The 23,916-nt window shown below is 71.7% G+C and carries 22 protein-coding genes; 4 read left to right on the forward strand and 18 right to left on the reverse strand.

Translation table 11 applies throughout. From position 1 onward, the window contains the following. Positions 1 to 47: 47 nt before the first annotated feature. The 4 genes from KBY19_RS09430 to KBY19_RS09445 form a co-directional block, all read right to left on the reverse strand. Positions 48 to 1,490, reverse strand: coding sequence for a sugar porter family MFS transporter (locus KBY19_RS09430; RefSeq protein ID WP_099884589.1), 1,443 nt, complete (start codon positions 1,488 to 1,490; stop codon positions 48 to 50). A 259-nt stretch (positions 1,491 to 1,749) separates the two neighbouring features. Further along, positions 1,750 to 5,349: a chromosome segregation protein SMC gene (gene smc / locus KBY19_RS09435; RefSeq protein ID WP_210965583.1), complete on the reverse strand. Its 3,600-nt coding sequence runs from the start codon at positions 5,347 to 5,349 to the stop codon at positions 1,750 to 1,752. A gap of 261 nt (positions 5,350 to 5,610) precedes the next feature. Beyond that, the gene (locus tag KBY19_RS09440) at positions 5,611 to 5,817 is read right to left on the reverse strand and encodes a hypothetical protein (protein ID WP_099884585.1); all 207 of its coding nucleotides are present in this window, start codon (positions 5,815 to 5,817) and stop codon (positions 5,611 to 5,613) included. A 310-nt stretch (positions 5,818 to 6,127) separates the two neighbouring features. Continuing rightward, entirely contained in the window at positions 6,128 to 6,415 is a 288-nt protein-coding gene (locus KBY19_RS09445) for an acylphosphatase (RefSeq protein WP_099886814.1), read from the reverse strand. A 255-nt stretch (positions 6,416 to 6,670) separates the two neighbouring features. On the opposite strand from KBY19_RS09445, the gene KBY19_RS09450 reads away from it, so the two are divergent. Next, positions 6,671 to 7,561, forward strand: a complete 891-nt coding sequence (locus KBY19_RS09450; protein ID WP_185018235.1) for a CAP domain-containing protein — start codon at positions 6,671 to 6,673, stop codon at positions 7,559 to 7,561. A 27-nt stretch (positions 7,562 to 7,588) separates the two neighbouring features. Here the strand turns inward: KBY19_RS09450 and mutM are convergent, their stop codons facing one another. The 9 genes from mutM to KBY19_RS09495 all read right to left on the reverse strand — a co-directional run bounded on the left by mutM (position 7,589) and on the right by KBY19_RS09495 (position 17,065). Further along, on the reverse strand, positions 7,589 to 8,446 hold the full coding sequence (gene mutM / locus KBY19_RS09455) for a bifunctional DNA-formamidopyrimidine glycosylase/DNA-(apurinic or apyrimidinic site) lyase (RefSeq protein WP_099884583.1): 858 nt from the start codon (positions 8,444 to 8,446) through the stop codon (positions 7,589 to 7,591). Positions 8,447 to 8,550: 104 nt separating this feature from the next. Continuing rightward, a complete protein-coding gene (gene rnc / locus KBY19_RS09460; protein ID WP_099886813.1) occupies positions 8,551 to 9,474 on the reverse strand; it encodes a ribonuclease III in 924 nt (307 codons plus the stop codon). Positions 9,475 to 9,493: 19 nt separating this feature from the next. Continuing rightward, complete coding sequence (gene rpmF / locus KBY19_RS09465; protein WP_016470089.1) at positions 9,494 to 9,667, reverse strand: 50S ribosomal protein L32; 174 nt, start codon at positions 9,665 to 9,667, stop codon at positions 9,494 to 9,496. A gap of 2 nt (positions 9,668 to 9,669) precedes the next feature. Further along, positions 9,670 to 10,266 (reverse strand): DUF177 domain-containing protein, encoded by a 597-nt coding sequence (locus tag KBY19_RS09470; RefSeq protein WP_180289771.1) that lies wholly within the window; start codon positions 10,264 to 10,266, stop codon positions 9,670 to 9,672. Between the two features lie 172 nt (positions 10,267 to 10,438). Next, a complete protein-coding gene (locus tag KBY19_RS09475; protein WP_210965584.1) occupies positions 10,439 to 11,578 on the reverse strand; it encodes a cell division initiation protein in 1,140 nt (379 codons plus the stop codon). A 69-nt stretch (positions 11,579 to 11,647) separates the two neighbouring features. Further along, positions 11,648 to 12,127 carry a pantetheine-phosphate adenylyltransferase gene (coaD, locus tag KBY19_RS09480; RefSeq protein ID WP_180289954.1) on the reverse strand — a complete coding sequence of 160 codons (480 nt, stop codon included), beginning with the start codon at positions 12,125 to 12,127 and terminating at the stop codon, positions 11,648 to 11,650. 53 nt (positions 12,128 to 12,180) lie between these two features. Continuing rightward, complete coding sequence (gene rsmD, locus KBY19_RS09485) at positions 12,181 to 12,780, reverse strand: 16S rRNA (guanine(966)-N(2))-methyltransferase RsmD (RefSeq protein ID WP_099884576.1); 600 nt, start codon at positions 12,778 to 12,780, stop codon at positions 12,181 to 12,183. A gap of 102 nt (positions 12,781 to 12,882) precedes the next feature. After that, a complete protein-coding gene (gene recG / locus KBY19_RS09490) occupies positions 12,883 to 15,201 on the reverse strand; it encodes an ATP-dependent DNA helicase RecG (protein ID WP_210965585.1) in 2,319 nt (772 codons plus the stop codon). Between the two features lie 100 nt (positions 15,202 to 15,301). After that, on the reverse strand, positions 15,302 to 17,065 hold the full coding sequence (locus KBY19_RS09495; RefSeq protein ID WP_210965586.1) for a DAK2 domain-containing protein: 1,764 nt from the start codon (positions 17,063 to 17,065) through the stop codon (positions 15,302 to 15,304). A 271-nt stretch (positions 17,066 to 17,336) separates the two neighbouring features. Here KBY19_RS09495 and rpmB point away from each other — a divergent pair, with 271 nt between their 5' ends. Continuing rightward, complete coding sequence (gene rpmB / locus KBY19_RS09500) at positions 17,337 to 17,522, forward strand: 50S ribosomal protein L28 (protein ID WP_016470082.1); 186 nt, start codon at positions 17,337 to 17,339, stop codon at positions 17,520 to 17,522. 150 nt (positions 17,523 to 17,672) lie between these two features. On the opposite strand, the gene thiD is transcribed toward rpmB, so the two are convergent. Beyond that, on the reverse strand, positions 17,673 to 18,491 hold the full coding sequence (gene thiD / locus KBY19_RS09505; RefSeq protein ID WP_210956246.1) for a bifunctional hydroxymethylpyrimidine kinase/phosphomethylpyrimidine kinase: 819 nt from the start codon (positions 18,489 to 18,491) through the stop codon (positions 17,673 to 17,675). Between the two features lie 14 nt (positions 18,492 to 18,505). Beyond that, complete coding sequence (locus KBY19_RS09510; protein ID WP_099886811.1) at positions 18,506 to 19,507, reverse strand: thiamine-phosphate kinase; 1,002 nt, start codon at positions 19,505 to 19,507, stop codon at positions 18,506 to 18,508. A gap of 286 nt (positions 19,508 to 19,793) precedes the next feature. On the opposite strand from KBY19_RS09510, the gene KBY19_RS09515 reads away from it, so the two are divergent. Then, positions 19,794 to 20,027 carry an Lrp/AsnC family transcriptional regulator gene (locus KBY19_RS09515; RefSeq protein ID WP_019355801.1) on the forward strand — a complete coding sequence of 78 codons (234 nt, stop codon included), beginning with the start codon at positions 19,794 to 19,796 and terminating at the stop codon, positions 20,025 to 20,027. 26 nt (positions 20,028 to 20,053) lie between these two features. Beyond that, positions 20,054 to 20,575 (forward strand): DUF3515 domain-containing protein, encoded by a 522-nt coding sequence (locus KBY19_RS09520; protein WP_307843480.1) that lies wholly within the window; start codon positions 20,054 to 20,056, stop codon positions 20,573 to 20,575. 105 nt (positions 20,576 to 20,680) lie between these two features. Here the strand turns inward: KBY19_RS09520 and KBY19_RS09525 are convergent, their stop codons facing one another. The 3 genes from KBY19_RS09525 to KBY19_RS09535 all read right to left on the reverse strand — a co-directional run bounded on the left by KBY19_RS09525 (position 20,681) and on the right by KBY19_RS09535 (position 23,832). Further along, positions 20,681 to 21,817: a D-alanine--D-alanine ligase family protein gene (locus KBY19_RS09525; protein ID WP_099884570.1), complete on the reverse strand. Its 1,137-nt coding sequence runs from the start codon at positions 21,815 to 21,817 to the stop codon at positions 20,681 to 20,683. A gap of 117 nt (positions 21,818 to 21,934) precedes the next feature. Beyond that, positions 21,935 to 22,981 carry an NAD(P)H-dependent glycerol-3-phosphate dehydrogenase gene (locus KBY19_RS09530; protein ID WP_210965587.1) on the reverse strand — a complete coding sequence of 349 codons (1,047 nt, stop codon included), beginning with the start codon at positions 22,979 to 22,981 and terminating at the stop codon, positions 21,935 to 21,937. Then, entirely contained in the window at positions 22,978 to 23,832 is an 855-nt protein-coding gene (locus tag KBY19_RS09535; RefSeq protein ID WP_099884567.1) for a 1-acyl-sn-glycerol-3-phosphate acyltransferase, read from the reverse strand. Before KBY19_RS09535 ends, KBY19_RS09530 begins: the two co-directional genes overlap by 4 nt. Positions 23,833 to 23,916 lie beyond the last annotated feature (84 nt).

A 23,916-nucleotide genomic window follows, 5' to 3' on the forward strand; every position in this document is an offset into this window, starting at 1 on the left:
CGAAGGAGCCGGGGCAGCGCCGTACGAGGAGTGGGCGGCGGGGGGGGCTAGCCCATCTCCTCCAACGCCTTGCCCTTCGGCTCCGGCACCCACTTGAGGATGAACGGAATGGAGAGCAGGGCGAAGACCGTGTAGCCGACGTAGGTGGCGGACAGGTTCCACTCCGACAGGCTGGGGAAGCTGGCCGTGATGGCCCAGTTGGCGACCCACTGCGCGGAGGCGGCGACACCGAGCGCGGCGGCGCGGATCTTGTTCGGGAAGATCTCGCCGAGCAGCACCCAGACGACCACGCCCCAGGAGAGGGCGAAGAACAGCGTGAAGGTGTGCGCGCCGACCAGGGCGACGACGCCCTGTGCGTCCGGCAGCGAGACGTTGTCGCCGGAGCCGGTCTTGGCGGAGAACGCCCAGGCGACCGAAGCCAGCGAGAGGGTCATACCGACCGAGCCGATCAGCGCCAGCGGCTTCCGGCCGATCCGGTCGACGAAGAGCATGGCGATGACGGTGCCGATGATGTTCACGATCGAGGTCGTGAAGGAGTAGAAGAAGGAGCTCTCGGGGTTGATCCCCACCGACTGCCACAGCGTCGAGGAGTAGTAGAAAACGACGTTGATGCCGACGAGCTGCTGGAAGACCGACAGGCCGATACCGACCCAGACGATGGGCAGCAGGCCGAAGCGACCGCCGAGCAGGTCCCGGAAGGTGGACTTGTGCTCGCTGCGCATGGCCGTCTCGATCTCGCCGATCCGCGCGTCGATGCCCTTGTGCTCGCCCTCGACACCGGCCAGCACCTCGCGGGCCTTGTCCTGGCGGCCGACCGAGATCAAGAAGCGCGGGGACTCGGGGATGGCGAAGGAGAGCAGGAAGTAGCCGACCGCGGGGATCACCATGATGCCGAGCATCCACTGCCAGGCCTCCAGGCCGGCGACATCGCCGCGCTGCTTGCCGTCGGCGAGGTTGAGGATGCCCCAGTTGACCAGCTGTGAGACGGCGATGCCGAGGACGATGGCGCCCTGCTGGAAGGAGGCGAGCCGGCCGCGGTAGGCGGGCGGGGAGACCTCGGCGATGTAGGCCGGGCCGATGACGGAGGCCATACCGATGGCGATGCCGCCCAGCACCCGCCACATCGCCAGGTCCCACAGCGCGAAGGGCAGGGCCGAGCCGACGGCGCTGACGACGAAGAGGACGGCGGCCAGCCGCATGACCTGGATGCGGCCTATCCGGTCGGCTATCCGGCCGGCGACGGCGGCACCGATCGCGCTGCCGATCAAGGCGGCGGCGATGACCTGCGCCAGCATGGCGGAACCGACGTCGAAGCGACCGCGGATCGCCTCCACCGCTCCGTTGATCACTGAGCTGTCGTAGCCGAAGAGGAAGCCGCCCATGGCGGCTGCGGCGGTGATGAAGACGACACGGCCGAGGGGCGCGGTGTGCGCTCCGGTGCCTGGCCGCGGCTGCGGCGTCTGCGGCGCTTCCTGCGCTGTGCTGGTCACGTTCTTCTCCTGAGGTACCCCGGCGACAGTGCCGGGCGGGGACACCACCGTCAAAGGGTCGAAGACGGGCCTGCGCGGGGGAAGCGCGCTGGCCTCAGACTTAACGGTGGCCTCTCAGACTGTAAATCTTCAATTCATGAAGTCAATAGGTCAGCTTCTGCGACTCAGAGCACACAACAGGCGATCATCGTTCGACTTGTGAAGTGAAGCAGTCGGAGTGGAGCCGGACCGGGACCGCTGCGGGCCGCTTCGGGCCGCCTCAGGAGAGGCGCTGGCTGATCACCTTGGAGACGCCGTCGCCCTGCATCGAGACGCCGTAGAGCGCGTCGGCGACCTCCATCGTGCGCTTCTGATGGGTGATCACGATCAGTTGGGAGCTGTCCTTGAGCTCCTCCATGATCCGGATGAGCCGCTGGAGGTTGGTGTCGTCGAGGGCCGCCTCGACCTCGTCCATCACATAGAACGGGCTGGGCCGTGCCTTGAAGATCGACACCAGCAGCGCGACAGCCGTCAGCGACCGCTCACCGCCGGAGAGCAGCGAGAGCCGCTTGACCTTCTTGCCGGGCGGCCTGGCCTCCACATCGACCCCCGTGGTCAGCATGGAGTCGGGGTCGGTGAGCACCAGCCGCCCCTCGCCGCCCGGGAAGAGCCGGGAGAAGACGCCCTCGAACTCGCGAGCCGTGTCGTGGTACGCCTCCGTGAAGACCTGCTCGACGCGCTCGTCCACCTCCTTGACGACCTGGAGGAGGTCCGCGCGGGTCTTCTTGAGGTCCTCCAGCTGCTCGCTGAGGAACTGGTGCCGCTCCTCCAGCGCCGCGAACTCCTCCAGCGCCAGCGGATTGATCTTCCCCAGCTTCTGGTAGGCGCGCTCGGCCGCCTTGAGCCGCTTCTCCTGCTCCGCGCGGACGAACGGCACCGGCTCGCTGTGCGAGTGCCCGGCCGCGGCCGATCTGCCCTCGGAGCCCCCCTCGGACGGCTCCTCGCCCTCGGCCGTCACGGACGGCGGCACCAACTGATCGGGGCCGTAGTCCCGGATCAGCCCCGCCGGCTCCACACCCAGCTCCTCCAGTGCCTTGGTCTCCAGTTGCTCGATGCGCATCCGCTTCTCCGCGCCGAGCACCTCGCCCCGGTGCACCGAGTCGGTCAGCTTGTCCAACTCGTCCTTGAGCACGCGGCCCTGGCTGCGCTCGTCGGCCAGCGCCTGCTCACGCTCGGCCTTGGCCCGCTCGATCCCTTCCCGCTCCTCGCGGGCGCGCTGCAGTGACGCCTCGACATGGGCGAGCAGCTGCCGGGAGCCGTCGGCCACGGCCTGCGCGACCTCCGCCTCGTGGCGCAGCCGCGCCCGGCGCTCCTCGGCACGGGCGCGGGCCTCCCGCTCGGCGCGGGCTCCCCGGTCGAGGGCGTCGGCCCGGCCGGCGATCGCCTTGACCCGCTCCTCGTGCGTACGGACCTGGAGACGGGCCTCCATCTCGGTCTGGCGCGCGTTGGCGCCGTCGGCGGCCAGACGGTCGCGAACGGAGGTGTCCGGGTCGTCCGCGCCCTCCGTCTCCTGGGCCTCCTCGGCGGCGGCCAGGCTCTCGGCCAGCTCGTCGGCCTCCTGACGGGCTTTCGAGAGCGCCTCCTGCGCCTTGGTGACCGCCGCAGCGGCGCGCTCGGCCTCGCCCCGGGCCGCGCGGGCCTGGCCTTCGAGGGTGCCGACGCGGCCTGCGACACGGGACTTCTCCCGCTCCGCGCTGCTGCGCCGCCGGGCCAGGTCCTCGACCTCGGCCGCCGCCGTCCTGCGGGCCTCCTTGGCCCGGGCCTGCTCCTCCTTGAGGCGTTCGCAGCGGCTTTCCAGCTCGGTGAGCTTGGCCGCTGCCTCATCCACCGCTGCCTGCGCCTCCAGCAGGGAGGGCGCGCCCTCCGAGCCGCCGGTGACACGGTGCGCGGACAGCAGGTCGCCTTCGGCGGTGACCGCGGTGGTACCCGGGTGCCGCTTGACGACCTCCTCGGCCGTCTCCAAGGTGTCGACCACCACGGTGTCGGCGAGCAGCCGGCCCAGGGCGGGGCGGAGCTGCTCCGGCGCCGCCACCAGGGCGGTCGCCGAGGTGCCCGGCGCGGGCGCGGCGCCGTTGCCGGCTGCCGGGCGGGCGCCTCCCGCATCGGCGGCCACCAGCAAGGTCGCCCGGCCGCCGTCCTCCTTGCGCAGCAGGCGCAAGGCCTCGGTGGCGGTGGCCAGATCCGTGACGGCCACCGCGTCGGCGGCCGCCCCCCGCGCGGCCGCTAACGGCACCTCGTAGCCCGGCGTCACGGTCAGCAGTACGGCCGCCGGGCCGAGCAGACCGGTGAGGCGGTCCTTGGCGGCCAGCAGCGCCGCCGTGCCGTCCTTGCGCCGGAGGTTGAGGGCGAGGGCGTCGTGCCGGGCCGAGGTCGCGGCGCGTTCGCGTTCGGCCTCGGTGAAGGCCTCGCGGGCGGCGCTGAAGGCGGCCTCGACCTCGGCGAGTTGACGCTTGGCCTGTTCATGGCGGTCCGCCAGCTGTTCGTCGCCCGCGTCGAGGCCGTCGACCTCACCGCGCAGTGCCTCGTACTCCTCCTGGGCCTGTTCCGCGCGCCGGAGGGCGTCGTCGCGTGCGGCGGCGAGGCGGTCGATCTCGGACTGGGCCGAGGCGACGCGGCTGCGTGCGGCCCCGGCCTTGCCGCGCAGGCGTTCGAGGCCTTCGCGGCGGTCGGCGAGGGCACGCGCCTCGTCCCGCAACCGGCGCTCCTCCTGCTCCAGCCCGCGCTCCAGCTCGGCCCGGTGTGCGACGGTCTCGTCCAGCGCGGTGGTGGCGGCCTCCAGCGCCGCCTCCAGCTCGGCCTCCTGCTCTCGGATCCGGGCTGCCTCCCGCTCCATCTCCTCCGGGTCGCGCCCCCTGCGCTCCTCGGTCTGCGGCGCGGCGGCGTGCTGGACGCGCTGGTCGGCCAGGCCGATGGTGCCGCGCACCCGCTCGGCCAGCTGGGAGAGCTCGTACCAGGTCTGCTGGGCCCGCTCCAGCCGGGGTGCGAGGGTGCGGACCTGCTGCTCCAGGTCGGCCTCGCGGCGCAGCGCCTCCTTCAGCTCGGTCTCCGCGGCCTGTTTGCGCTGCTTGAGTTCGGCCTCGTCGGCCACCTCGGTGCGCAGCGCCTCGCGCAGCGAGACGAGGTCGTCGGCGAGCAGCCGCAGCCGGGCGTCACGCAGATCCGCCTGGATGACCTGTGCCTTGCGGGCCACGGCCGCCTGTCGGCCGAGCGGTTTGAGCTGGCGGCGCAGCTCGTCGGTGAGGTCCTGGACGCGGGCCAGGTTGGCCTGCATGGCGTCCAGCTTCCGCAGCGCCTTCTCCTTGCGCTTGCGGTGCTTGAGGACACCCGCCGCCTCCTCGATGAAGGCCCGGCGCCCGGTCGGGTCGGCGTGCAGTACGCCGTCGAGCTGGCCCTGGCCGACGATGACGTGCATCTCGCGGCCGATTCCGGAGTCGGAGAGCAGCTCCTGGATGTCGAGCAGCCGGCAGGTGTCGCCGTTGATCTGGTACTCGCTGCCGCCGTTGCGGAACATGATCCGGGTGATGGTGACTTCGGAGTACTCGATGGGCAGCGCGCCGTCGGCGTTGTCGATGGTCAGCGAGACCTCGGCCCGGCCCAGCGGCGGGCGTCCGGTGGTCCCGGCGAAGATGACGTCCTCCATCTTGCCGCCGCGCAGCGACTTGGCGCCCTGCTCGCCCATCACCCAGGAGAGGGCGTCGACCACGTTGGACTTGCCGGAGCCGTTGGGGCCGACGACGCAGGTGATCCCGGGCTCGAAGCGCAGCGTCGTGGCGGAGGCGAAGGACTTGAACCCCCGCAGTGTCAGGCTCTTGAGGTGCACGCGTCCGGACCCTACCGAGGTTGGCCCGGGGATGTCGCGCCGACGGCCCCGAAGCGACAGGAAGGGTTTTGTCCGGGGGTTTCACCAGGAGGGGGCGGGGGCAGATCAGACGTAACGAAACGCGCCACGGTGAGCACACACTCCGTGAACAGCGGAAGGCGAGCACACGAGAGGCGGCAAAAACTAAGGGACGCCGAAGCGTCCCTTGAGATTTCTGAGTACGGCTGTCCTGCTCAGCCCGTCCTGCCCGGCGGGCGCGGATCAGGTCAGCGCAGGCTCGGCCGTTTTCACATCGATGTCTTCGAACACCGGGTCGCGGTGCCGAGCGGCGGCGGACAGAGCGTCGTTCTCGGCCTGCATCCGTACGAGTTCGGATTCCAGGTCCTGGACACGCTGCTGCAGCCGTCGCATCTCGGCGAGCACCCGGGGGTCGTAGCCGCCGACGTGACCGAGAAGCGCCTTTGCCATGATGGATGGTCCTCCACACTGAGTGACCGACCGTGGGTTTGGTGGGTCGTGAGGGATTCGCACCGTTGAGGGTCTGCTCTGGACTTTTGCTAAAGGTTCGCTGGATCAAACAACTCAGGTGCGCGGGGTTTCAGGATCTCACCAAATGGTTTGACGGTCAACACGATCACACGTCGCTCCCCCGGACCTGCCTCGGCTCGACGGCGTCCGACGCCGGAGACGGCTGTCCGCGGGGGTGGCTGAAAGATCCACAGCGCTCACTCGTTGCGGCAGCTTTGCACGGTACGGCGCGAATGGCAACCGTTGTGGATCACCGGATCGCGAAGCCGCGATACCCCCCTCTGGGTGTGTCCCAGATCTCCGTGACGCCGTCCACGTGTCCGGGCGTGTCACCGCCCCGCAGCCACTCGAGCAACTGCTCGCAGTCGGCACGGGTGCCCTCCGCCACGATCTGGACCCGGCCGTCACCGAGGTTGAGCGCGAAGCCGACGAGCCGGCCGATCCGCAGCGCCGCCGCGCGGGTGAACCAGCGGAAGCCGACGCCCTGCACCTCGCCGCGGACCCAGGCGGTCAGCCGCGCGGGCTCCTCGGGGCGCACCGGATCAAGCTGCTCGGACAACTGTTCACCCAGTTGTTCTCCCAGCTGTTCACGCGGCGTTCCGTCCGTACTGTCGGTCGGGTTGATGGCAGCCATGGGGTGCACGGTATCCGGACAATTCCCGAGCGGGCACATCAGGCCCCGTGGGGATGCCGTACATTGCCCGGCAACTCTCTTCACACCTCGCTCACACCCGGGCGTGAAGGGGGACGGAAGAGTCACGCCGTATCGCCGAGCAATGTGAGGACAGCACAGATGGGCCGCCATCGACGCGCTAACCCCACTCCCGCCGCCGCGCCGGAGCCCTTCGAACGGCAGTCCGGGCCCCGGCACCACGCGAGCAGGCACCGCAGACGCGCGGCCACCCCCGTACGGACCGGACTGCTGGGAGCCTCCGCCGCACTCGCGATGGGGACCGTGGCCGTCGCCTCGGGTCTGATACCGGCGCCGGGCGGGCTCGGCGGTCCGCGGGACGGCCGGGTACAGGCCGACGGCACCGGCGATCCCGCCTCTCCGCCGATATCCGCCACCCCCTCCGACCGGACCTCCACCACCGCCCCCGAGGAGGGCCGGAAGGGCGGCGACCCCCGGGCGACCCCCTCGCAGCAGACCTCGCGCCCCGAGAAGAAGCCGAGGACCACCCCTTCCGAGCAGCCGTCGAGGACCCCCGAGGCCTCCCAGGACGACAAGCGCGGCTCCCGCTCGGGCGACGATCGCCGGCCGGAGCCGGACCGGGCCGGTGGCGGCGGCACCGCGGCCGGCGCCCAGGAGTCCGCCGCCGAGAGCGAGGTCCTCGCCCTGGTCAACCAGGAGCGCGCCAAGGCGGGCTGCCGACCACTCAAGGCGGACGACCGGCTCGCCACACTGGCCGGCAACTACAGCGAGGACATGGCGCGGCGCGGCTTCTTCTCGCACACCTCCCCCGACGGCAAGAGCCCCTGGGACCGCGCCGAGGCCGCGGGCATAGACGATCTGGGTGGCGAGAACATAGCGCGCGGCCAGGCCAACGCGCGCTCGGTCATGGACTCGTGGATGCGCAGCCCGGGCCATCGGGCCAACATCCTCAACTGCGACTACCGGACGCTGGGCGTCGGCGCGCACTTCGCCGAGGGCGGCCCCTGGTGGACGCAGAACTTCGGCTTCTGAGGCCGACCGCAACCGGAGCGTTCGGCTTCACCGCTGACGGGGAGCGCGCTGGCAGCGGGGGCAGAAGTAGCTGGAGCGGTTCATCCACGGGCTGCGGCGCATCGGGGTGCCGCAGCGGCGGCACGGCTCGTCCTCGCGCCCATAGGCGTCGAGCGAGCGTTCGAAGTAGCCGGACTCGCCGTTGACGTTCACATAGAGGCTGTCGAAGCTGGTGCCGCCCTGGGCCAGCGCGGCGGTCATCACGTCCCGCACATGGCCGACCAGCTCGGTGGTCCGCGCCCTGGTCAAGGTGGCCGTGGGGCGGTCGTAGTGCAGCCGGGAGCGCCACAGCGCCTCGTCGGCGTAGATGTTGCCCACGCCGCTGATCAGCGACTGGTCCAGCAGGGCGCGCTTGATCGTCGTACGGCGGCGGCGGAGGGCCGCGTGGAAGGCCGCCTCGTCGAAGGCGGGGTCGAGCGGGTCGCGGGCGATATGCGCGATCACATCGGGCAGCCCGTCCTCGGCGGCCGGGTGGAGCGAGAGCCCGCCGAAGGTGCGCTGGTCGACGAAGCGCAGCTCACCGCCGTCCGTGTCCTCGAAGGTGAACCTCACGCGCAGATGCCGCTCGTCGGGGATGCCGGAGGGCTGTATCAGGAGCTGGCCGCTCATGCCGAGGTGGGCCAGGAGGGCATGGGAGCCGTCCTCAACGGGCAGCCACAGATATTTGCCGCGGCGCCGGGCGGCCCCGATGCGCCGGCCCCCCAGCCGCGCGGCGAAGTCCAGCGGTCCGGCCGCGTGCCGGCGGATGGCGCGGGGATGGAGCACCTCGGCGGCCGCGATGGTGCGGCCACCGGCCCAGCGTTCCAGTCCGCGGCGGACGACCTCGACTTCCGGCAGTTCGGGCACGGGACTCCTCATGGGACAGGGCCCCGCCTGCTCGGGGCCGCCAGCACCACGGCCGCCCCCGGGAGGGGGCGGCCGATGCGGGTGCGGGTGGGGTGCGGGTGGGGTCAGCGGGACGCCGTGGTGCCCTCGCCGGCCCCGGCGGGCTCGCTGGACTGGGCGTCCGGCGCGGACGGCCCCGCGGCACCACTCTTCTCGGCCGGTGCCCCCTTGTCAGCCTCGGCGCCCTTCCCGGTCAGCGCGCTCTTGTCGGCCTGGACGCTGTCCGCCGCGGCCTCGCTGCGGGCGGAGATGGCGCGCCAGGCGGTCTCGGCGGCCTGCTGCTCCGCCTCCTTCTTGCTGCGTCCTGTGCCGGTGCCGTACGCGACACCACCGACGCGGGCAGCAGCCGTGAAGGTCTTCTCGTGGTCGGGACCCGTCTCGGAGACCAGGTATTCCGGGACGCCGAGCCCTTCCGCGGCCGTCAGCTCCTGAAGGCTCGTCTTCCAGTCGAGACCGGCGCCGAGGTTGGAGGAGCGCTCGATGAGCGGGTCGAACAGACGGTGCACCAGTTCGGAGGCGGCTTCCAGGCCCTGGTCGAGGTAGACGGCCCCGATGACCGCTTCCAGCGTGTCGGCGAGGATCGACGCCTTGTCCCGGCCGCCGGTGCCCTCCTCGCCCCTGCCGAGGCGGATGAAGGCGCCCAGGTCGAGACCTCGGGCCACACCCGCGAGGGCACGCGAGTTGACCACCGCCGCCCGCAGCTTGGCGAGCTGGCCCTCCGGAAGGTCCGGATGCATGCGGTAGAGAGTGTCGGTGACGACGAGTCCGAGGACCGAGTCACCGAGGAACTCCAAGCGCTCGTTGGTGGGCAAACCGCCGTTCTCGTACGCGTAGCTGCGGTGCGTCAGTGCACGCACCAGAAGGGCGGACTCCAGTCGGTAACCGAGCCGCCCTTCCAGAATCGCGTGGGACGAGGCCGCGTCCACCAGCTCCGCAGAATCTCCTCCCTTCCCGGGAGCGGGGTTCTGAGGAGTGCCGGCGTTGGACATGAAGCCTGTCACCCGCCGATCAGACCTCGAGGACCTGGCGCTTGTTGTAGGTGCCGCAGCTCGGGCACGCGATGTGCTGCTGCTTCGGCTCGCGGCAACGCTCGCACTTCACCAGGGTGGGGACCGCAGCCTTCCACTGCGACCGGCGGTGGCGCGTGTTGCTGCGCGACATCTTCCGCTTCGGAACAGCCACGGCTACTTCTCCTGTGAGTCATCCCCGTCGGCGCGGGGCTCGTTTTCCTTCTCGCCGTCCGTCATGGTCTCGGCGAGTCCCTGCAGTGCCGCCCACCTGATGTCGACGGCGTCTTCGTGCCCGTGGTCGGGGTCGTCCGCCAGCTTGGCCCCGCATTCGGGGCACAGGCCGGGGCAGTCCTCGCGGCACACCGGCTGCAGCGGCAGTGCGAGCACCACCGCGTCCCGCAGCACGGGTTCGAGGTCGAACAGGTCGCCCTCGAGGAAGAGTGTGTCCTCGGCCTCCTCGTCGTCGCCGGGCTCCGCCACAGGGCGGCCCCGGTCGTCGGCGTCGGGGTAGGAGAACATCTCCTGGAAGTCCGCTTCGACTCGCTGGTCGAGCGGCTCCAGACACCTTACGCACTCCCCCGTCAACGGCGCACGGGCGGTACCCGTGACGAGTACCCCCTCCATGACCGACTCCAGACGGAGGTCCAGCTCGATCGTCGCCCCGTCGGGAACCTTGATGAATTCGATACCGAGGTCACCGGGGGACTCCACCTCGCGGGAGAGCCGCTTCATCGCACCAGGACGCCGCCCCAGCTCGCGTGTGTCGAACACGAGAGGAGCGCGGTGGTCGAGGGGGGCGTTCAGGGCTTCCTGCTTTCTACGGGTGGGGCTGGGGCCGCACGTACTCACGGCCGAAGAGACAGGATACTTGACGGCTCCCCCATGACCCAATCCGCGCCCGGGTGACACCCGCACCGGGTGACACCGGGCCCGGCCCTGCTGCTCAGCCGCCCTGACCGTGCCGCTGCTCGTACGCCCTGAGCTGGTCGATGTCGATCATGCTGGTGTCGAAGAGGCTGGTCTCGTCCAGCTGCGCGTGCGACTGTTGCTGATGCTGTTGCTGCGTCTGGTAGTGCTGCTGGTGCTGCTGCTGGTAGTACGCGTCCTGCTGCTGACCGTAGCCGTACGGGTCGTGCTGCTGCTGCGCGTAGTAGGCCTCCTGCTGCGCCTGCTGCTGGGCCTGGGCGTACGCGTACGGATCGTGCTGCTGCTGACCGCCGTCGTAGGGCATCTGCTGCTGACCGTAGTAGGGGTCGGCGGCGACCGGCTGGCTCTGCGGCTGCGGGGGGACGTGCGGCGGCTGGGCGGGCGGCTGGGGCAGCTGCTCCCCGTGCGGTGCCTGTGCGGTCGGCTCGGTGTGCGCGAGCCCGGCGAGATAGTCCGCGTCGCTGGTGTGCGCCGTGTAGCCCTCGGCGCCGTCCTGCGCCGCCATATGGGCCGCCAGCTCGTCGATCGGCTCCTGGCCGCGCAGCTTGAGGCGGCCCCGCCCCACGGCCTCCAGCGTCTTGGCGAGCACCGCCGAGACGGAGCCGAGCCGGGCCTCGACATAGCTGTCGGCGCGGCGCTGCAGCTCCCGCGGGTCACCCGTGCGCTCGGGGGCCTCGTGGGCGTACTCCTCGTGCCACTCCTCGGCACCGGGCCCGCTGCCCAGCAGCTTCTCCCGACCCCGCTCGATGGAGCCGATGGTCTTGGAGAGCACCGCCTCGAAGTTGGCCAGCTTGCTGTCGACGTAGTCGTCCGCCTCGACCCGGATCTCGCCCGCCTCCCGGCGGGCCTCGGCGAGGATGCGGTCGGCCTCCTCCTGGGCACGCCGGGCCACTTCGGTGCCGGACACCAGTGCGGCGCGCTCTGCCTGGGCCGCCTCGATGATGCGTTGCGCCTCCTGGTGGGCCTCGGCCACGACCTGCTCGCGACCGCCGATCACCTCGCGCGCCTCGGCGAGCGATCCGGGCAGGGCCTGGCGCACTTCCTCGAGCATGGCGAGCAGCTCGGACCGGTTGACCACGCAGGAGGCGGACATGGGCATCGAGCGGGCGCCGTCGACGGTCGCCACGATCTCGTCGAGTTTCTGCTGTACGTCCACGCAGGTGACTGTACGGCCCGTGGGCGCGGGCCCGTTACTCCTTCCCGGAAGCCGACGAATCCGGGCAGGTCAGGGCGTTGTGAGACGTTCGGCCAGTGCGCGGTCGACGGCTTCGGGCACCAGGTGGGAGACGTCGCCGCCCCAGGTGGCGACCTCCTTGACCAGACTGGAGGACAGGAAGCTGTAGGTGGGGTTGGTCGGGACGAACAGCGTCTCGACGCCGGAGAGGCCGTTGTTCATCTGTGCCATTTGCAACTCGTAGTCGAAGTCGCTGACGGCGCGCAGCCCCTTGACGATGGCCGGGATGTCGCGGTCCTTGCAGAAGTCGACCAACAGCCCGTGGAACGCCTCCACCTGGACGTTCCCGAAGTCCTCGGTCACCTCGCGGATCAGGTCGATGCGCTCGTCGACCGTGAAGAGGCCCTTCTTGGACTTGTTGATCATCACGGCGACGTACACCGTGTCGTACAGCCGGGAGGCACGGTCGATGATGTCGAGGTGGCCATTGGTGATGGGGTCGAAGGACCCCGGGCAGACTGCGCGGCGCACTGGCACTTCCTCGCTCTCCTCACGGCGGGCACCGGGCCCCACCTCAGGTGATCTCAGCATGACGCGGGAGTAACTTCCCGCGCGGCGGCGCGACCGTACCAAAGCGTTCCCTCGCCGTAGCGACGGGATCTGAGCCCCTCGAAACCCTCCGGCCAGCGGAAATCACCGCCCCTGGTGCTGCGCTCCACGGTGGCCAAGGCACCGGGTGCCAGCCAGTCCTTCGCACGGAGTGTGAGGAGTGTCTCCCGCAGTTCGTCGTCGGTGACCGCATACGGAGGATCGAGAAAGACAAGGTCGAACGGGTGCTCGGGCGGCTCCCCCGCGAGGATCTGGGAGGCCTTGCCCGAGCGCACCTCGGCACCGGACAGGCCGACGGCGCGCACGTTCTCCTTGATGGTGCGCACGGCACGCGGATCCGTCTCGACGAGAAGCGTGCGGGCCGCGCCCCTCGACAGCGCCTCCAGTCCGACGGCGCCGGAGCCGGCGTACAGGTCCAGCACACGCAGGCCCTGCCAGCCGGCGGCGCCCCCCAACTGGGACTCCCAGCTGGAGAACAGGCCCTCGCGGGCCCGGTCGGAGGTGGGGCGGGTACCGGTGCCCGGCGGAACGGCCAGCCGTCGCCCGCCTGCGGCTCCGGCGATGACGCGGGTCATGGGTGCGGATCCTCTGTGTGGGGTGGGTGCTCGGACATCAGGATCCCATGCAAGGGCGGGGTCGGTGGGGGCCCGGATCAGCCGTTGTCCGCAACAGCCCCCTCAGCCCTTGTCGAGGTACTCCTCGCGCTCCTCGTCCAGCAGGGCGTCCAGCGCCGTGCGCAACTCGGGGTGCTGCTCCAGCTCCGGGTCGGCGGCGACCAGGGCCGTGGCCTCGTCCCGGGCCTCGGCGATGACCTCCTCGTCCTCGATGACGGCGAGCATCCGCAGCGAGGACCGCACCCCGGACTGCGCCTGGCCCAGCACATCGCCCTCCCGGCGCTGTTCGAGGTCGATACGGGACAACTCGAAGCCGTCCAGCGTGGCGGCGACCGCCTCCAGCCGGGCCCGCGCGGGGCTCTCCTGCGGCATGTCCGTCACCAGCAGGCACAGGCCCGGTGCCGAGCCCCGGCCGACGCGGCCGCGCAACTGGTGCAGCTGCGAGACGCCGAAGCGGTCCGCATCCATGATCACCATGCCGGTCGCGTTGGGCACGTTCACACCGACCTCGATGACCGTGGTGGCCACCAGCACATCGACCTCGCCCGCGGCGAACCGCCGCATCACCTCGTCCTTCCCCTCCGGCTGCATCCTCCCGTGCAGGGGCTCCACCCGCAGACCGGCGAGCGGGCCGGACGCCAGCTGCTCGGCGATGTCCAGGACGGCCAGCGGCGGGCGCTTCTCCTCGCTGTCGGCCCCCTCGTCGGGGGCTTCCGCCAGAAGGCCGGCCGCCTCCTCGGTCTCCTCGGCGTTCTCGGGGTTCTCGGGGTTCTCGGCGGGCCGCCGCCTCCCGCCCGCGCCCTTGGCCGGCCCTCCCGGCTCGTCGTCGAGATCGCCGATCCGCGGGCAGACCACATACGTCTGGTGCCCCGCCTCGGTCTCCTCGCGCACCCGCTCCCAGGCCCGGGCGAGGAAGTGCGGCTTGTCCCGGACGGGCACGACGTGGGTGGCGATCGGGGAGCGTCCGGCGGGCAGTTGGTCGAGTACGGAGGTCTCCAGGTCGCCGAAGACCGTCATGGCGACGGTCCGGGGAATGGGCGTCGCCGTCATCACCAGCAGGTGCGGGGGTTGCTTGCCCTTGGAGCGCAGCGCGTCGCGCTGCTCGACGCCGAAGCGGTGCTGCTCGTCCACCACGACCAGGCCCAGGTCGTGGAAGGTGACCTTGTCCTCGATCAGCGCGTGGGTCCCCACGACGATGCCCGCCTCGCCCGTCGCCAGGTCCAGCAGCGCGCGACGGCGGGCCGCCGCGCCCATCGAACCGGTCAGCAGCACCACTTTGGTGCCCTGCTCGGCGCCGCCCAGCATCCCGCCCTCCGCCAGTTCTCCCATCATCTCCGTGATGGACCGGTGGTGCTGCTGTGCCAGCACCTCGGTGGGGGCGAGCATCGCCGCCTGCCCGCCCGCGTCGACGGTGGCGAGCATGGCCCGCAGTGCCACCATCGTCTTGCCGGATCCCACCTCGCCCTGCAGGAGCCGGTGCATGGGGTGCTCGGTGGCCAGGTCGGCGAAGATCTCCCGACTGACCTCCCGCTGCCCCTCGGTGAGGGTGAACGGCAGTCGCGCGTCGAACGCGTCCAGCAGTCCGCCGGAGACCGGGCGGCGCGGCACCGCGGGCAGTTCCGTCTCCTTGGCCCGCCGCCGGGCGAGGGCGACCTGCAGGACGAATGCCTCGTCCCACTTGAGCCGGTCGCGGGCCTCGGCGATGTCCGCCTTGCTGCGTGGCCGGTGGATCTTCTCGAACGCCTCGGGGAGGTCGACGAGTCCGCGCTGCTCGCGCAGCGCGTCCGGCAGCGGATCGGTCAGCCCGCGCCAGTCGGTGGCCTGCAGCGCGTTGAGCACCATGCCGACCGACTGCTCGATGCTCCAGGACGAGAGCTGCTTGCACGCCGGGTACAGCGGCAGCAGCGCCCCGGCGAACTGTTCGACGGCCTGCTGGTCGCTGTCCTCGTCCAAGAGCTTGTAGTCCGGGTGGGACAGCTGGAGCTTGCGGTTGAAGACTCCCACCTTGCCGGCGAACATGCCGCGCTTGCCGGGCAGCAGTTGCCGCTGGTGGAAGTGGACCGAGCGGCCGAAGAAGACGATCTGGAGCCGCCCGCTGCCGTCGGTGAGCGTGACCTCCAGGCGCTGGCCCTTGCCCCGGTTGAACTTGTGCACGCGCGCGTCGTGGACCCGGGCGACGACGGTGACGTGCTCGTCCAGCGGCAGCTCGGCCAGCCGCGTCAACTCGCCGCGCTCGGCGTACCGGCGCGGGTAGTGGTGCAGCAGATCGCCGACCGTACGCAGCCCGAGGTGCTCGGACATCACCTTCGCGGTGTTTCCGCCGAGCAGCGCCTTCAGCGGCTCCTGGAGGGGTTCGCTTCGCGTGGTTTCAGTCGAGGGCACGGTCCCATCCTGCCGGACACGTGTGACAGTGCCCGTGTCACTCGCCAGGAGAGGCCGGTCCGATCGGCCGATGGGTCCCGGATGCCGCTCCACGCGGTCGTCATTCGACGCCGATGAGCAGCTGCGCCTCCTGCTGCCGTCCCTCGTAGACGACCGTGTCGACGGCGAGATGGCAGCTGCGCACATGGTGCTCCAGGGCCGCGGCCAGCCCCTCGGGCGCGTCCGCACCCAGGACGAGGGTGACCAGCTCGCCGCCGGCCGCCAGCATCCGGGCGAGCACGTCCGTCGCGACCCGCACGGTCTCGTTGCCGATCAGGGCGACATCGCCCTCCACGAGTCCGAGCACGTCCCCGGCCTGGCAGACACCCGCTGTCGTCCACGACTGCCGCTCCGCGACGGTCACTTCGCCGTACCGGGTGGCTCCGGCCGCCGAGGTCATGGTGACGACGTCCTCGTCGAAGCGGCGGTCGGGCTGGTGCACGGCCAGCGCCGCGAGCCCCTGGACGGCGGCGCGGGTGGGGATCACGGCGCATCTGATGCCCGCCGCGCGTACCGCGTCGGCCGCGCGCGCCGCCACCGGGTGGAGCTCGGTGTCGTTGGGCAGCAGCGCCACCTCCGCGGCACCCGTCGCCCGCACGGCCGCGACCAGCGCGTCCCCGCGGGTGGCCTCGGACACCTGCAGCACGCCGGCGCCCGCCTGTCGGCACAGCGCGGCCAGCCCCTCCCCCGGTACGACGGCGACGACGGCCCGCCCCCGACCGGCCGGTCCGGGCGCCGTCGGCTCCACCGCCTCTTCGCGAACACCGCTCTGGGCTCCCCTTGCCGAGCCGCCGCCCGTGCCGTCTCCGGAACCGTCCCGCGAGCGTTCCTCGGTGCCGGCCTCGGTGCCTTCCTCGGTGCCGTGGTCGTCCGCCGGCAGGTGGGTGATGCGGATGCGGTACGGACGGCCCGCCGCCAGGCCCGCCTCGACGGCGGCTCCGGCGTCGGCCACGTGGACGTGCACGCTCCACAGCCCCTCGCCACCGCCGATGACCAGGGAGTCGCCGAGCGGGTCGAGCCGCGCCCGGAGCGCGCCGACTGCCTTCGGGTCCTCCGCCTCCAGGAGGTACATCACCTCGAACTGAGGGGGGAAGGGCGTCTGCGGCGACCCGTCGGCAGGAGGGGCTGCCGCGCCCGGGGCGGGGGCGGGCACGGGGCACCCGGTGACGCTCGCCCCGACTGCCGCACCGGTCGCCGGCTCCTCCGGGACCGGCTGGCCCAGCGCCGCCCACAGCGCCGTCAGCAGCGCGGTCAGGCCCAGCCCGCCCGCGTCCACCACACCGGCCCGGGCCAGGGCCGCCAGTCTGCCGGGAGTCGCGGCCAGCGCCTCGTGCGCCGCCGCCGCGGGGTCGCCGCCGGCCTCGGCGGCGTCGGCTGCGGCGGCGGCCACCGTCAGCATCGTGCCCTCGACGGGGTGCGCGACAGCGGCGTACGCGGCACTCGCCCCGCAGCGCAGCGCCCGGGCCAGCGCCTGGCCGTCCCCGCCGCTCTCCGTGCCGTCCGCGAGGCCCTGCGCCATGCCGCGCAGATACTCGGCGAGGATGGTGCCGGAGTTGCCCCTGGCGCCCAGCAGCGCGGCCCGCGCCATCACCCGCAGCACTTCAGCGGCTGTCGCTTCCTCGGCTGCCGTGTCCCCGGCTGCCGCGTCCCCGGACGGGAGGGCGGCGACCGCCGCCTCGAAGGTGAGGCACAGATTGGTGCCGGTATCTCCGTCGGCGACCGGGAAGACGTTGATGGCGTCCATGTGCGCACAGCAGGCGCGCAGCGACTCCAGGCCGAGGGCGCACCAGCGTCGTACCGCGGCGGTGTCGAGCGGTGGCGGCACCTGCGGGACCTCCTCCAGAAGGCTGCGACCGGTGGGACGGCCGGGGCGGCTGCGTTGCGGGAAGGCTAGTGGGGTCCCGGGCGGAATCCCAGGTCGGGACCGGGACGAGGGCCTTGGTTTCGCTGTTCGAGACCGTCCGTTGTATGCTGCTCCGGTTGCCTGATCCGGATGTTTCGGTCCGGTAGGCAACGATCTCCCTGGGACAGCCGGTCATCTGGTCCTGCGTCGCCGGGATTCACCGTACGTGCATCTGAAGTCTTTGGAGTGACCCGTGGCTGCGAACTGCGACGTCTGCGGCAAGGGGCCGGAGTTCGGCAACAACATCTCCCACTCGCACCGCCGCACCCGCCGTCGCTGGAACCCGAACATCCAGCGCGTGCGTGCCGTGGTCGGCGGGACGCCGAAGCGCCTCAACGCCTGCACCTCGTGCATCAAGGCCGGCAAGGTGTCGCGCTGACGTCCTCGACGTAACGCAGCGCGGCTCACGCCGAGAGCCGAACGCAGAACCGGCCCGCAGCACGCGGGCCGGTTTTTGTGTGCTCCGATTCCGGGCGCTCCGACTTTGTCCGCTGCGTGGTACCCCGTGCGCTCCGGCGTACCCCGCAGCTCAGTCCCGCTCGCCCGACCGCCATCCGTGATCCACCGGGCCCAGTCCCGCGCCCAGCGGGAAGCCCGCCGCTATGGCTCCCGTCGTGTACTCCTTCGCGGCCCGTGCGGCCTGCGGCACCGGCAGCCCCTTGGCCAGATACGAGGCGAGCGCGCTGGCCAGCGTGCAGCCCGTGCCGTGCGTGTGCCGGTTGTCGTGGCGCGGAGCGCGCAGCCAGTGCTCCTCGGTGCCGTCGGTGAGCAGATCGACGGCCTCGCCGGGCAGATGCCCGCCCTTGATCAGGGCCCAGCGCGGGCCGTGGGCCAGCACGGCGGCCGCTGCCTCGCGCAGCCCGCTCTCGTCGGTGACCCGGACACCCGTCAGCTGGGCGACCTCGTCCAGGTTGGGAGTGACGACGGTGGCGACCGGCAGCAGCTTGCCGCGCAGCGAGTCCACGGCGTCGGCGGCCAGCAGCGGATCCCCGTGCTTGGAGACCCCCACCGGGTCGACGACCACCGGTGCCCCCGTACCGGCCAGCAGTTCGGCGACGGTCTCCACGAGCGGCGCCGAGGCGAGCATCCCCGTCTTGACGGCCTGCACCCCGATGTCGTCCACGACGCTGCGGTACTGCGCGCGTACGGCCTCCACCGGAAGCTCCCAACAGCCCTGCACGCCCAGCGAGTTCTGGGCGGTGACGGCGGCGATCACGCTCATGCCGTGGGTGCCGAGCGCGAGCATCGTCTTCAGATCGGCCTGGATGCCCGCACCGCCGCCGGAATCGGATCCGGCGACGGTCAGCACGCGTGGCGGCCCGCCGACACGGGAGTTCTCATCGTCCATGGTGACGACGGTACTCAGTGCTCCCCGTCGTCGGAGAAGTGGTCCCAGCCGCCCGCCTTCGACCAGGGGGCACCGTCCACGGTGACGCGCGGCCGTGCGGAGGCCCCTTGCACCTCGCCGATGACGCGCCAGCGCGCCGGGAGCTTCTGATCGCGCGGGAAGGTGGCGACGATGGCGTGGTCCTCTCCCCCGGTGAGCACCCACTGGAGCGGGTCGACGCCGACGGCCTGCCCGATGTCGGCCATCTGCGCGGGGATGTCGAGGTCGGCCGAGCGGATGTCGATCCGCACCTTGCTGGCCTCGGCGATGTGCCCGAGGTCGGCCACCAGTCCGTCGCTGACGTCCGTCATCGCGGTGGCGCCCAGTCCGGCGGCCGCGGGCCCGGCGTGGTACGGGGGCTCGGGGCGGCGGTGCGCCTCCACGAAGGCGCGGGGCGAGCGGAAGCCGCGGGAGAGGACCGCGTGCCCGGCGGCCGACCAGCCCAGCCAGCCGGTGACGGCCACGACGTCGCCGGCGCCCGCGCCGGAGCGGGTGACCGGCTCGCGGTTGCGCAGGTCCCCCAGTGCCGTGATGGAGACGGCGATGCTGTCGCCGCGCACCACGTCGCCGCCGACCACGGCGGAGGCGGCGACCTGTGCCTCGTCCCGGATGCCGTCCATCAGCTCCGTGGGCCAGTTGGCGGGCAGGTCGGCGGGGACGATCAGACCGAGCAGCAGCGCGGTGGGCACGGCGCCCATGGCGGCGATGTCGGCGAGATTCTGGGCCGCGGCCTTGCGCCCCACGTCGTACGCCGTCGACCAGTCCCGCCTGAAGTGCCGGCCCTCCAGGAGAATGTCGGTACTGGCGACGACACGCCGGTCCGGGGCCGCCACCACCGCGGCGTCGTCGCCGGGACCGATCCGGACGGCTGGGGTGGTGGTCAATCGGGAGGTCAGTTCCCGGATGAGGCCGAACTCCCCCAGTTCCCCCACGGTGCCCTTGGTCCGTCCCCGCGCGGGGCCGTAGGGGGCCTCCATCGCGGGCTGCGTGGGTTCCGACGCGGTACCGCCGTTCACATCCCGCATTGCGCTGCCCCTTCGCTCACTTCGCTCATCGTGCACTCCCGTGCGTCGTCCACACGCCCGTGATGCGTGTCCGTCCGATGCGTGGCCCGGCCGCCGTGGCGTCCTTCGCCGCCCGCCGGTCCCGATGCCCCCGGCCGCCATACCGGCGGCCCTGTGGTCTCCCGGCGGCAGGGGGGACGCGGTACGGTGGCGTTTCTCTCTCGCCCCGCATGATCCTCGTAGCCCCCGTGGAGGTTCCGTGGTACAGGCGTACGTCTTGATTCAGACCGAAGTTGGCAAGGCTTCGACCGTCGCAGAGATCGTCTCCAAGATCCCCGGTGTGATCCAGGCCGAGGATGTAACGGGTCCGTACGATGTGATCGTGCGTGCCCGCGCGGAGACCATGGACGACCTCGGTCGCATGGTGGTCGCCAAGGTCCAGCAGGTGGAGGGCATCACCCGCACTCTGACCTGCCCCATCGTCCATCTCTAGGCCCCCCGTATGCTCGCCCGGTGAGCATTCGACGCCGGGCTGCTTCCCCTCGTTCCGTCCCTGCCGCCTCCGCTGCCGCGGTGGGCGTACCGACCGTACTGGCCCTGCTGGTCACGGCAGGCTGTTCGGTCACCGGCGACGCGGGACCCACGCCGCCCAGTCCCTCCGGCGGGGCCGCGAAGGTGTGCCGGTCGCTGCACGACGCGCTGCCGAAGCAGGTCGACGGCCAGTCGCGCGGCGAGGCCGATCCCGTCTCCGACTACACCGCCGTCTGGGGGGATCCGGCCATCGAGCTGCGCTGCGGCGTGCCCGAGCCCGCCCAGCTCACCCCCGGTGACGAAGAGTACAACCCCACCGCCGACGCGGCGGAGGTCAACCAGGTCTCCTGGCTGATGGAGAAGCAGGACGGCGGCTACCGCTTCACGACGACCGACCGCGTCGCCTACGTCGAGTTGACCGTACCCGACGACTACAAGCCGGAGGTCGAGGCCCTCGCGGACCTCAGCGGGGCGGTCAAGAGCGCGGTGCCGAAGCAGCGGAAGGACTGAGCCGGCGCCCGTGCCCCACCGGCCGCCGGAGGAGGTCCGGACCCGTACGGCGCCCCCGGCCCGGTACGACGGCTGCCGGACCCTGCGGCAGCCTCCGGCCCGCTGCTACCGCAGGCCCGTGGAGCGGCGCAGGGCCGACTGGATGAGGCGGTCGACCAGCTCCGGGTAGCCGACGCCGGTCTCCTGCCACATGCGGGGATACATCGAGATGGGGGTGAAGCCCGGCATCGTGTTGATCTCGTTGATGACGAACTCGCCGTTCTCGCACAGGAAGAAGTCGGCCCGCACCAGCCCCTCGCAGGAGGCGGCCTCGAAGGCCTGTACCGCCAGCTGCCGCACCCGCGCCGTCTCGGCCTCGGTCAGCGGAGCGGGGACGATACCGGAGGCCGAGTCGATGTACTTGGCCTCGAAGTCGTAGAAGTCGTGGTCGCTGACCGGGGGGATCTCGGCGGGCACACTGGCGCGCGGTCCGTCCTCGAACTCCAGGACACCGCACTCGATCTCGCGCCCGCGCAGCAGCGACTCCACGATGATCTTCGGGTCGTGGCGCCGGGCGGTCTCCACCGCCTCGTCCAGCCCGCCCAGGTCGCCGACCTTGGTGATGCCCATGGAGGAGCCGGCACGTGCGGGCTTGATGAAGACCGGCCAGCCGTGCTCGGAGGCGAAGTCGACGACCTTCTTACGGGCCGCCGCCGGGTCGTTCTCCCACTCCCGCGGCCGGACGGTGACGTAGGGGCCGACCGGCAGTCCGAAGGAGGTGAAGATCCGCTTCATGTACTCCTTGTCCATGCCGACGGCCGAGGAGAGCACGCCCGAGCCGACGTAGGGCACCCCTGCCAGCTCCAGCATTCCCTGCAGGGTGCCGTCCTCGCCGTAGGGGCCGTGCAGCACGGGGAAGACGACATCGATCTCGCCCAGCGCCTTGGGCACCTGGCCCGGCTCGGTGTGCACGACCTCCCGGTCGCCGGGCGAGACGGGCAGCTGCACGCCGCCGGTGTCCGACTCGGACAGCTGCTCGACGGTGGGGAGTGTGCGGTCCTCGATGGCCATCCGGGCCGGGTCATCGGCAGCCAGCGCCCAGCGCCCTTCCGCGGTGATGCCGATGGGCAGCACCTCGTACTTGTCGCGGTCGATGGCGCCGAGCACCGCGCCGGCCGTGAGGACGGAGATCTGGTGCTCTGAGTTGCGTCCGCCGAAGACGACGGCGACTCGGGGCTTGGGGGCGGGGCTCTGGCTGCTCATATCGGTGGGACTTTACCGCGTCGTAGCCGCGCTGCCGATGCGGGACGCCCCGTGGCGCGCGGGCGCCGCACGGGCCCGTCCGAGGCCGGGCCGGCCCCGGACCGCCGGGCGGCGGCCTCAGGCCCGTTCGGGCTTGGCGCTGCGGGACATCAGCTCCTTGAGCGCCACATGGGGCGGCTTGCCCTGGTGGACGATCTCCACGACGGTCTCGGTGATCGGCATCTCCACCCCGTGCCGCCGGGCCAGATCCAGCACGGACTGGCAGGATTTGACGCCCTCCGCGGTCTGCTCGGTGACCGCGATGGTCTCCTGGAGGGTCATGCCCCGGCCGAGGTTGGTGCCGAAGGTGTGGTTCCGGGACAGCGGCGAGGAGCAGGTGGCCACCAGGTCGCCCATCCCGGCGAGACCGGCGAAGGTGTGGGCCTCGGCCCCCATGGCGAGACCGAGCCGGGTGGTCTCGGCCAGGCCCCGGGTGATCAGCGACGCCTTGGAGTTGTCGCCCAACCCCATGCCGTCGGCGATGCCCACGGCGAGCGCGATGACGTTCTTGACGGCGCCGCCCAGTTCGCAGCCGACCACGTCGGTGCTGGTGTAGGGCCGGAAGTACGGGGTGTGGCAGGCGCTCTGCAGCGCGCGGGCCGCCTCCTCGTCCGCGCAGGCGGCGACGGCCGCCGCAGGCTGCCGGGCGGCGATCTCGCGGGCGAGGTTGGGCCCGGTGAGGACGGCGACCCGCTCGGCGGGGACGCCGGCGACCTCCTCGATGACCTCGCTCATCCGCTTGGCGGTGCCGAGTTCGATCCCCTTCATCAGGGAGACGAGCACCGTGCCGGGGTGCAGCAGCCCGCGCCAGGACTCCAGGTTGCCGCGCAGCGTCTGGGAGGGGACGGACAGCACCGTGAACTCCGCGTCGCGGGCCGCGTCGGCGGGGTCGGTGGTGGCCCGCACCCGGGCGGGGAGTTCGATGTCGGGGTGGTATCCCGGGTTGCGCCGTGTGGTGTTGATCGCCTCGACGACCTCGGCCCGGCGGCCCCACAAGGTCACCTCCACCCCGGCCTCGGCGAGCACCATCGCGAAGGCGGTGCCCCAGGAGCCGGTGCCGAACACGGCGGCCTTCCTCCGGCGTTCTTCCTGCCGATCGTCCTGCCGCCCGTCGTGCCGGCTCACGCGTTCTTCTCTCCCTCTGCCGCTTCGGCCGCGGCCGGTGCCTGACCGGCCGGCTCGTGCTGTTCGTCCACCCCGCGCCGCCGAGCCGGGTTCTCCCGGGTGGCCCGCTGCTCGCGCCTGCGGACCGCCGCCTTGCGCATGTCGTACCGCTCTGCGGGCACGGGCTCGCCACGGACGGCCGCGAGCTGTTCGGTGACGGCGTCCATCATGACGTCGGTGACCTCGCGGAGCACCTCGGCGGTGGGCTCCCGGTCGTAGTACGCCGACAGGTCCAACGGCGGCCCCGCCTGCACGATGAACGTCTTGCGCGGGAAGAGCCGCAGCTTCTTCTCCTTGGCGTACGGCGGCATCGCGAGGTTGGCCCCCCACTGCGCGACGGGAATGACCGGCGCCCTGGTCAGCAGGGCGACCCGGGCGGCTCCCGTCTTGCCGGTCATCGGCCACATCTGCGGGTCGCGGGTGAGGGTGCCCTCGGGGTAGAAAGCGACGCACTCGCCCTTCTCGATGGCCTCCACGGCGGCCCGGAAGGCGCCCACCGCGTCGGCGGACTCGCGGTAGACCGGAATCTGCCCGGTGCCGCGCATCGCGGCGCCCACGAAGCCGCCCTTGAACAGCCCCACCTTCGCCAGGAACCGCGGGACGCGGCCGGTGTTGTACTGGAAGTGGGCGTAGGAGAGCGGGTCGAGATACGAGTTGTGGTTGACGACGGTGATAAAGCCGCCGTCCTGCGGAATGTGCTCCATTCCGCGCCAGTCCCGCTTGAAGAGCAGGATCAGCGGGGGTTTCAGCAGGAACGCCGCAAAGCGGTACCAGAAGCCGATCTTCCTGCGTTTACCGTCACTCCCCGGCATTGCGCGCCCCCTTCTGCTCGGCTTTTCCGGCCGAGGGTCCTGGGGTTGCTCCCGGGGCGGATACGGTTTGGCGGGACACCCGGA

Origin of the sequence: Streptomyces sp. B15, assembly GCF_018070605.1 — a bacterium.
Lineage (GTDB): Bacteria > Actinomycetota > Actinomycetes > Streptomycetales > Streptomycetaceae > Streptomyces > Streptomyces smyrnaeus.